This is a genomic window from Leucobacter komagatae, from assembly GCF_000834055.1.
GTDB classification, from domain to species: Bacteria; Actinomycetota; Actinomycetes; order Actinomycetales; family Microbacteriaceae; genus Leucobacter; species Leucobacter komagatae_A.
The window spans coordinates 19380-27715 of record NZ_JXSQ01000032.1; the positions used below are offsets into that span (position 1 = coordinate 19380).

Consider the following 8336-nt stretch of genomic DNA (forward strand, 5'->3'; position numbering starts at 1 on the left):
CATGCTCTCGTACCTTGTGGTGCTCGCGACCGCGGTGCTCGTCACCGCGGTGGCGTCGTATTCCGTATTGCGGCTCGCCAAGCGCTTCAAGCTTGCCCCCGAGGTGCGCGAGCGTGACGTGCACAAGAACCCAACGCCTCGCCTCGGTGGGGTCGCGATGTTCATTGGGCTCCTCGCGGCCTTCGGGGTCGCGTCGATGCTCCCCGAATTTCAAGGGCTCTTCAGGGCGGACCTCAAGATGTGGGCGCTCATTGGTGCCTGCCTGCTCATCGCGGTTATCGGTGTCCTCGATGATCTCCTCGACCTCGACTGGATGATCAAACTCGGCGCGCAGCTTCTCGCCGCGGGAATTCTCGCTTGGAACGGCGTGCAGATCGTCTCGATCCCCGTTGGTGACACGCTCGTGATCGGTTCCCCAACTGTGAACTTTGTGCTCACGGTGTTTCTCATCACGCTCGTGATGAACGCCGTCAACTTCGTCGACGGGCTCGACGGACTCGTCGCTGGCGTGGCGATCATCGCGAGCGGAACGTTCTTCGTTTACACGCTGGTACTCAGCTCGCAGCTCGGGAGCGCGCAATCGGTGACGTTTGCGAGCCTCATCGCGCTCGCACTTGTTGGCATTTGCGTGGGTTTCCTGCCGTACAACTGGCACAGCGCAAAGATGTTCATGGGCGATACTGGGGCGCTGCTCGTTGGGCTACTCATGGCGACCTCTACGGTTTCCGTCACGGGCGAACTCAACCCGGCCGCGCTGGACCTCAAGCTGGTGCTCGCGAGCTACATCCCAATCATCTTGCCTTTCGCTGTCCTCGCGCTGCCACTCGCTGACTTCGCGCTGGCTGTGCTGCGCCGGCTGCGGGCCGGGAAGAGTCCCTTCGAGGCCGACCGACAGCACCTCCACCATCGGCTGCTCGATATGGGGCACTCGCCTGTGCAGGCAGTGAGCATCTTCTATCTCGGCACCGCAGTGCTCTCCGCTGCGGGGTTGCTCGTGTTCACCAGCCAGAGCTTCACCGTTCCGGTTGTTGTGCTCGTAGCAGGGGGCATCGCGTGTGTACTGCTCTTGAAGTTCCCCGAGAACCGGGTCCGTGCAGCGCTTGTGCAGCGCCGCTTGGTAGCGTTGAGTCGACGGGGAGGCCCCGTCGACGCTCCGGAGACGCACGCCGCAACCGGACGCGACCAGAACGAAAGGACCTCCGAGTGAGCACTCCCGTGCCCCCTGAAGCCCAGCAGAACACAGGGGTCGAGCCCTCAACGTACGGCGACGGAGAGTATCCGATGCCGTCGTCGCAGCCGATGCTCATGCGCGGAGTCCGTTGGGGAATCTTCGTCACTATCGGGGCGATGGTCGTCTTCGCCGTTCTCGGCTACCTCATGCGCGGGAACACGGGGCTCGTAGGTGGGCTTATCGGTGCCGCGATTGGCGGCGTGCTTTTGCTCATCACCGTCGGCAGTATCGCGTTCGCGAATCGCTTCGTGCGGAGCCCCTTCTACCTGCAGATCTTCATGGGCATCGTCATGGGGACGTGGGTACTGAAGCTCATCGGTTTTGTTGTCGCCGCGCTCCTCCTTCGCGACCAGCCGTGGCTCGACGCGCAGTTCCTGTTCATCGCTCTTGTCGTGACGGTGCTCGCGTCGATTGTTATCGACGTCGTGATCGTCGCGAAGTCCCGCGTACCATACGCGGGTGATTTGCCGTAGCCAGCAGATTGCTTGGGGGGAGATTCCCAGTTGCAGCCAAATCCATGGCTGGCGCGCGGCCCTCGAGTTTCGCTCGGGGTGAAACCTTGTTAAGATAAATCTGTTCCCACCCACGGGGCGCCATTTCTGAGTGCCCGAAGTGTAGGGGGCACGACCATCGTTCGAAGCCGTGCGGCTATTGCCGCGCCCCGAATCAGGAGAATGGCCTGTTCGCTAACGCTATGCACCTCGTTGCCCCCGGACTTGTCCGCACCGATGAGGGCGGATTCCACGGCCCAACCCTCGATGACTTCTTCCCGGCGGCGGTCCTCTTTGAGGGCACCCCGTTTGAGATGAACCGGATTATGATCATCCGTGTCGTCATGGTGATCGTTCTCCTCCTGCTGTTTTGGCTCGGCACGCGCAAGCTGCGTGTCATCCCAGGCCGCGGGCAGGGCGTTCTCGAGTTCGCGCTCGACTTCGTCCGGAAGAACGCTATTGAAGACCAGCTTGGGGTAAAGGAAGGCCGTCGCTTCCAGCCCCTGCTCATGACGATCTTCTTCCTCGTCTTTGCCTTTAACATCACCGGCATCGTGCCCGGGCTCAACATTGCAGTCTCGTCTGTCGTTGGCTTCCCGATCGTGATGGCTATCGTCGCCTACATTGCGTTTATCTACGCTGGCGTCAAGAAGCACCCGGGCAAGTTCTTTAAGAACTCGCTCTTCCCGGCTGGTGTTCCGAAGGTCATGTATCTGCTGGTGACACCGGTTGAGCTGCTCTCGACCTTCGTCATGCGGCCGATCACTCTGGCCCTCCGACTGCTCATGAACATGCTCGTGGGTCACATGATCCTCGTGCTGCTCTGGGCCGCGACGAACTTCTTCATCCTTGAAGCCGGTGGGATCTTCCCAGCGCTTGGCGCCGGAACGTTCGCGTTCGGCCTCGCGTTCACGCTCTTCGAGATGTTTGTCTCGGGTCTTCAGGCCTACGTTTTCACCTTGCTCACCGCGCTCTACATCCAGCTCGCGCTGGCTGACGAGCACTAATAAAACCTCGGGTTCGGCTACCGCCGCGCTCACATACGGAAGGAAACACATACTGTGTCTGTTCTCGCTGAAATCACGGGCGATATTGCAACCGTAGGCTACGGCCTCGCAGCCATCGGCCCCGCTATCGGTGTTGCCATCGTTGTTGGAAAGACCATCGAAAGCACCGCCCGCCAGCCTGAGCTCGCCGGCAAGCTTCAGGGCATGATGTGGATCGGCATCGCGTTCACCGAGATGCTCGCGCTCATCGGTGTCGCAACGTTCTTCATCTTCCAGCCGTAACCAGTCACCTTTCACTAGTCTCGAAAGGGAGGCAAGATGAATTACGCAGTGCAGTTCGTGGCTGCAGAGGGTTCTGATCAGAACCCACTGCTTCCTGCGACGTACGACATCGTCTGGTCGGCGATCGCGTTCCTCATTGTCCTCGTCGCGTTCTGGAAGGTCTTCCTCCCAAAGGTGCAGGTCATGCTTGACGCACGCGCCGAAGCGATCGAAGGCAATATCGCGAAGGCCGACGAGGCCCAGGCCAAGGCTGAAGCCGCGCTGCAGGAGTACACCGCGCAGCTCGCAAGTGCCCGCCAGGAAGCTGGCGAGATCCGCGAAGCGGCTCGCGTTGACGCCACGAAGATTGTTTCGAAGGCAAAGGAAGACGCAACCACTGAGCAGGCCCGCATTACGCAGGCAGCTCAGGTGCAGATCGAGGCTGAGCGCCAGAGCGCCATGGTCTCCCTGCGCAAGGATGTTGGATCGCTCGCAATCGACCTCGCCTCAGGCGTAGTCGGCGAGAGCCTGAGTGACGACAAGAAGGCATCGGCGCTCGTCGATCGCTTCCTCGTCGACCTCGAAGCGTCCGAACGGGCGGCGAAGTAATGGGCAGCGCGTCACGCGAGGCACTCGCGGCTGCGAAGTCCGCGCTCAGCGGCCGTCTCGGGAAGGCCGTCGGTTCTGAGCTGCTCGGAGCAGCTTCGCTGCTCGGCAGTTCACCGGCACTCGTGGCTACGCTCGCTGACGCGTCGCTTCCGGGCTCCGCGAAGGCGGAGATGGTCAGCAAGGTCTTCACCGGCCTGTCTGCTGGCGCGCGCTCTGTGTTCACCGCAGCGGTCGGGCAGAACTGGTCGAACTCGGAAGAGTTCGTAGACGGTATCGAGGAGCTCGGGTTCCGTGCCCAGTCCCTCGCTGAGCCGGCTCTTGCCGACGAGCTGCTTGCTGCGGCTTCCGTCATCGAGTCGAGCCACGAGCTCGAGCTCGAGCTTGGCAACAAGCTCGGAGATCCAGCCGCGAAGTCGAAGCTCGCTCAGCAGATCTTCTCGGGCAAGCTTTCCGAAGGTGCCCTTGGCATTGTCAGCTACCTCGTGGCTCACCCGCGCGGTCGCCGCGTGAACTCGGCGCTTCGCGCCGGTGCACGCGTCGCAGCAGACCAGGGTGGAAGCGAACTGGCAACCGTCACGGTTGCTGCTCCGCTTACAACCGAGCAGCAGCAGCGGCTCGCGACGCTACTTGAGCAGACCGCAGGTCGTCCCGTAAAGGTCACGACGGTTGTGGACGCAAGCCTCATCGGCGGCGTGCGCATCCAGATGGCCGAAGACGTCATCGACGGAAGTGTCCGGGCTCGCCTGGATGACCTCCGCCAGCGGCTCGCTGCGTAGAGCACAACTTCATTACTTGCCGGAGAGTCTCTCCGGAACAGATAGAGGAAACGAAATGGCAGAACTCGCAATCAGCCCGGACGAGATCCGTAGCGCGCTGAATGAATTCGCAGCATCGTACGAGCCTGCTCAGGCGGGTAAGACCGAGGTCGGAACCGTTGTCGATGCCGCTGACGGTATTGCACACGTCTCCGGACTCCCCGGCGTCATGGCCAACGAGCTCGTCCGCTTTGCTGACGGCACGCTTGGCCTTGCACAGAACCTCGAAGAGGATGAGATCGGCGTTGTCGTTCTTGGCCAGTTCTCGGGTATCGCTGAGGGCCAGGAAGTCACCCGCACCGGTGAGGTCCTGTCGGTTCCCGTGGGCGAGGGCTACCTCGGCCGCGTGGTCGATCCGCTCGGCAACCCGATCGATGGTCTCGGCGAGATCACTGGCATCGAGGGCCGCCGCGCACTCGAGCTGCAGGCGCCTGGCGTGATGCAGCGTAAGTCGGTTCACGAGCCGCTGCAGACCGGCATCAAGGCAATCGACGCGATGATCCCCGTTGGCCGTGGCCAGCGTCAGCTCATCATCGGCGACCGCCAGACCGGTAAGACCGCTCTCGCGATCGACACGATCATCAACCAGAAGGCGAACTGGGAGTCGGGCGACACCAACAAGCAGGTTCGCTGCATCTACGTCGCTATCGGCCAGAAGGGCTCGACCATTGCTTCGGTAAAGGGCGCGCTCGAGGACGCAGGTGCGATGGAGTACACCACCATCGTGGCGTCTCCCGCATCTGACCCGGCAGGCTTCAAGTACCTCGCTCCGTACACCGGCTCGGCTATCGGCCAGCACTGGATGTACGACAGCAAGCACGTCCTCATCATCTTTGATGATCTCTCGAAGCAGGCTGAGGCTTACCGTGCCGTGTCGCTGCTGCTCCGCCGCCCACCGGGGCGCGAGGCATACCCAGGCGACGTGTTCTACCTCCACTCCCGTCTGCTCGAGCGTTGTGCAAAGCTCTCGGACGAGCTTGGCGCTGGCTCGATGACCGGCCTGCCGATCATCGAGACCAAGGCAAACGACGTTTCGGCCTACATTCCGACCAACGTGATCTCGATCACCGACGGCCAGATCTTCCTCCAGTCCGACCTCTTCAACGCTAACCAGCGCCCCGCGGTCGACGTGGGTATCTCGGTGTCGCGTGTTGGTGGCGACGCTCAGGTGAAGTCGATCAAGAAGGTTTCGGGCACGCTCAAGCTTGAGCTCGCTCAGTACCGTGCGCTTGAGGCTTTCGCGATGTTCGCATCGGACCTCGACGCGTCGAGCCGGAAGCAGCTTGAGCGTGGCGCACGCCTCACCGAGCTGCTCAAGCAGCCTCAGTACTCACCGTTCGCTGTTGAAGAGCAGACGGTGTCGATCTGGGCAGGTACCAAGGGTTACCTCGACGACGTCCCCGTCGTCGATATCCTCCGCTTCGAGCGCGAGTTCCTTGACTACCTCGGTCGCAACTCCGACGCCCTGTCGACGCTCGCGTCGACGAGCGTCCTCTCGGACGAGGTCGTCGCGGAACTCACCACGCAGATCGAGAAGTTCAAGAGCGAGTTCCTCACTGCAGAGGGCAAGTCCCTCACCGAGCAGTTCGATGCGCTCGACGAAGCAGAGATTCAGCAGGAGCAGCTGGTAGTTAAGAAGTAGTTGATTGAGTGGGGGCGCTCGCGCCCCCACTTCTTCACCCCTTCGATAACCAGCCAGTTCCGGACAACACAGGAGAGACATGGGAGCGCAACTTCGGGTCTACAGGCAGCGCATTCGCTCTGCCCAGACGACCAAGAAGATCACCCGTGCGATGGAGCTCATCGCTGCCTCACGCATTCAGAAGGCTCGGGCTCGCGTAGACGCCTCGACCCCATACACCCAGGCAATCACCCGGGCTGTATCGGCGGTCGCGACGCACGCGAAGGCTGATCACCCGCTGCTGACGGAGGCCGACAAGGTCGAGCGCGCGGCGGTGGTCATCTTCACCTCTGATCGTGGCCTCGCTGGTGCGTTCAACTCGCAGGTGCTTCGCGAAGCGGAGGAGCTCAGCGAGCTGCTTCGCGCCGAGGGTAAGGACATCTCGTACTACCTCATCGGCCGCAAGGCCCAGGGGTACTTCACGTTCCGCCGCCGCGCTTCCGAGCGCATTTGGATGGGCGACACTGAAGCACCGGTGTTCGAGACCGCCAAGGAAATCGCTGACTCGCTGATCTCCGCGTTCGGCCGCGACACTGCTGAAGGGGGCGTGCAGGAGATCCATCTCGTGTACAACCGCTTCATCAGCATGGTCACGCAGGCACCGCAGGTCACCCGCCTGCTTCCCCTGCAGATCGTCGAGGGCGTCGCCGAGGCGAGCGAAGTGAGCCCGCTGTACGAATTCGAGCCCGAAGCAGACGTCGTGCTCGACAAACTGCTGCCCGACTACATCGAGTCGCGTATTTTCAACGCCATGCTCGAGTCGGCCGCCGCGAAGCACGCAGCGACGCAGAAGGCGATGAAGTCGGCAAGCGACAACGCTGACACGCTCATTCGCGACTTCACCCGCCTTGCGAACAACGCACGCCAGGCGGAGATTACCCAGCAGATTTCCGAGATTGTTGGCGGCGCTGACGCGCTGTCCTAATACCAGTACGAAGAAGGAAGAGACATGACCGATACGGCCACCACCAAGGTCGTCGGGCGCATCGCCCGAGTCACCGGCCCCGTCGTCGACATCGAGTTCCCGCACGACGCGATCCCCGCTGTCTACAACGCGCTCGAGACGACCGTCAACATGGGCGAGGGCACGGCGCCTTTCACCCTCGTGCTCGAGGTTGCGCAGCACCTCGGCGACAACCTGGTCCGCGCGATCGCCCTGAAGCCAACTGACGGCCTCGTCCGTGGCCAGGAAGTCACCGACACCGGCGAGTCGATCACCGTTCCCGTCGGCGACATCACCAAGGGCAAGGTCTTCGACGTTGCCGGCAACGTGCTCAACCTCCCCGAGGGCGAGACCATCGAGGTCGGCGAGCGTTGGAGCATCCACCGCCAGCCACCCGCCTTCGACCAGCTTGAGTCGAAGACCGAGCTCTTCGAGACCGGCATCAAGGTCATCGACCTCCTTACCCCCTACGTTCAGGGCGGCAAGATTGGTCTCTTCGGTGGTGCGGGCGTCGGCAAGACCGTCCTCATCCAGGAGATGATCCAGCGTGTTGCGCAGGATCACGGTGGCGTGTCGGTGTTCGCCGGTGTTGGCGAGCGCACCCGTGAGGGCAACGACCTCATCCACGAGATGGATGAAGCCGGTGTCTTCGACAAGACCGCTCTCGTGTTCGGCCAGATGGACGAGCCGCCCGGGACGCGTCTCCGCGTCGCGCTCTCGGCCCTCACCATGGCTGAGTACTTCCGCGATGTGCAGAAGCAGGACGTGCTCCTCTTCATCGACAACATCTTCCGCTTCACGCAGGCAGGTTCCGAGGTCTCGACGCTGCTCGGCCGCATGCCCTCCGCTGTGGGCTACCAGCCGAACCTCGCGGACGAGATGGGTGTGCTCCAGGAGCGCATCACCTCGACCCGTGGCCACTCGATCACGTCGCTGCAGGCAATTTACGTGCCTGCCGATGACTACACCGACCCGGCCCCGGCGACGACCTTCGCCCACCTCGACGCTACCACCGAGCTTTCGCGTGAGATCGCTTCGCAGGGCCTCTACCCGGCCGTGGATCCGCTGACCTCGACCTCGCGTATCCTCGATCCGCGTTACTTGGGCGCTGACCACTACCGCGTTGCAACCACGGTGAAGCAGATCCTCCAGAAGAACAAGGAACTCCAGGAGATCATCGCGATCCTCGGCGTTGACGAGCTCTCTGAAGAGGACAAGATCACCGTATCGCGCGCACGCCGCATCCAGCAGTTCCTCTCGCAGAACACCTACATGGCGAAGAAGTTCACCGGTGTTGA

At 62.2% G+C, this 8336-nt stretch carries 9 protein-coding genes; all 9 read left to right on the plus strand.

Features of this window, described 5'->3' with window-relative positions:
* Position 1: 1 nt before the first annotated feature.
* Positions 2-1207 carry an MraY family glycosyltransferase gene (locus SD72_RS14895; protein ID WP_042545259.1) on the plus strand — a complete coding sequence of 402 codons (1206 nt, stop codon included), beginning with the start codon at positions 2-4 and terminating at the stop codon, positions 1205-1207.
* Positions 1204-1704: a 3-oxoacyl-ACP reductase gene (locus tag SD72_RS14900; RefSeq protein ID WP_232299810.1), complete on the plus strand. Its 501-nt coding sequence runs from the start codon at positions 1204-1206 to the stop codon at positions 1702-1704. The genes SD72_RS14895 and SD72_RS14900 overlap by 4 nt, the downstream gene beginning before the upstream one ends.
* 221 nt (positions 1705-1925) lie before the next feature.
* Positions 1926-2729: a F0F1 ATP synthase subunit A gene (gene atpB / locus SD72_RS14905; RefSeq protein ID WP_042545260.1), complete on the plus strand. Its 804-nt coding sequence runs from the start codon at positions 1926-1928 to the stop codon at positions 2727-2729.
* Between the two features lie 54 nt (positions 2730-2783).
* A complete protein-coding gene (atpE, locus tag SD72_RS14910) occupies positions 2784-3011 on the plus strand; it encodes an ATP synthase F0 subunit C (protein WP_042545261.1) in 228 nt (75 codons plus the stop codon).
* A gap of 36 nt (positions 3012-3047) precedes the next feature.
* Positions 3048-3599 (plus strand): F0F1 ATP synthase subunit B, encoded by a 552-nt coding sequence (locus SD72_RS14915; protein ID WP_042545262.1) that lies wholly within the window; start codon positions 3048-3050, stop codon positions 3597-3599.
* Entirely contained in the window at positions 3599-4375 is a 777-nt protein-coding gene (locus SD72_RS14920; RefSeq protein ID WP_042545263.1) for a F0F1 ATP synthase subunit delta, read from the plus strand. Before SD72_RS14915 ends, SD72_RS14920 begins: the two co-directional genes overlap by 1 nt.
* 55 nt (positions 4376-4430) lie before the next feature.
* The gene (gene atpA / locus SD72_RS14925) at positions 4431-6056 is read left to right on the plus strand and encodes a F0F1 ATP synthase subunit alpha (RefSeq protein WP_042545264.1); all 1626 of its coding nucleotides are present in this window, start codon (positions 4431-4433) and stop codon (positions 6054-6056) included.
* 79 nt (positions 6057-6135) lie between these two features.
* Positions 6136-7020: a F0F1 ATP synthase subunit gamma gene (locus tag SD72_RS14930; protein WP_042545265.1), complete on the plus strand. Its 885-nt coding sequence runs from the start codon at positions 6136-6138 to the stop codon at positions 7018-7020.
* Between the two features lie 24 nt (positions 7021-7044).
* Positions 7045-8336 (plus strand): F0F1 ATP synthase subunit beta (gene atpD, locus SD72_RS14935; protein WP_042545266.1); only part of this gene is annotated, 1292 nt, incomplete at its 3' end.

Excerpts from the sequence above, each read along its gene's own strand:
- atpA (WP_042545264.1), top strand. The coding sequence starts at position 4,431 with ATGGCAGAACTCGCAATCAGCCCGGACGAGATCCGTAGCGCGCTGAAT.
- SD72_RS14915 (WP_042545262.1), top strand. The coding sequence starts at position 3,048 with ATGAATTACGCAGTGCAGTTCGTGGCTGCAGAGGGTTCTGATCAGAAC.
- SD72_RS14930 (WP_042545265.1), top strand. The coding sequence starts at position 6,136 with ATGGGAGCGCAACTTCGGGTCTACAGGCAGCGCATTCGCTCTGCCCAG.
- SD72_RS14920 (WP_042545263.1), top strand. The coding sequence starts at position 3,599 with ATGGGCAGCGCGTCACGCGAGGCACTCGCGGCTGCGAAGTCCGCGCTC.
- atpB (WP_042545260.1), top strand. The coding sequence starts at position 1,926 with ATGCACCTCGTTGCCCCCGGACTTGTCCGCACCGATGAGGGCGGATTC.
- SD72_RS14895 (WP_042545259.1), top strand. The coding sequence starts at position 2 with ATGCTCTCGTACCTTGTGGTGCTCGCGACCGCGGTGCTCGTCACCGCG.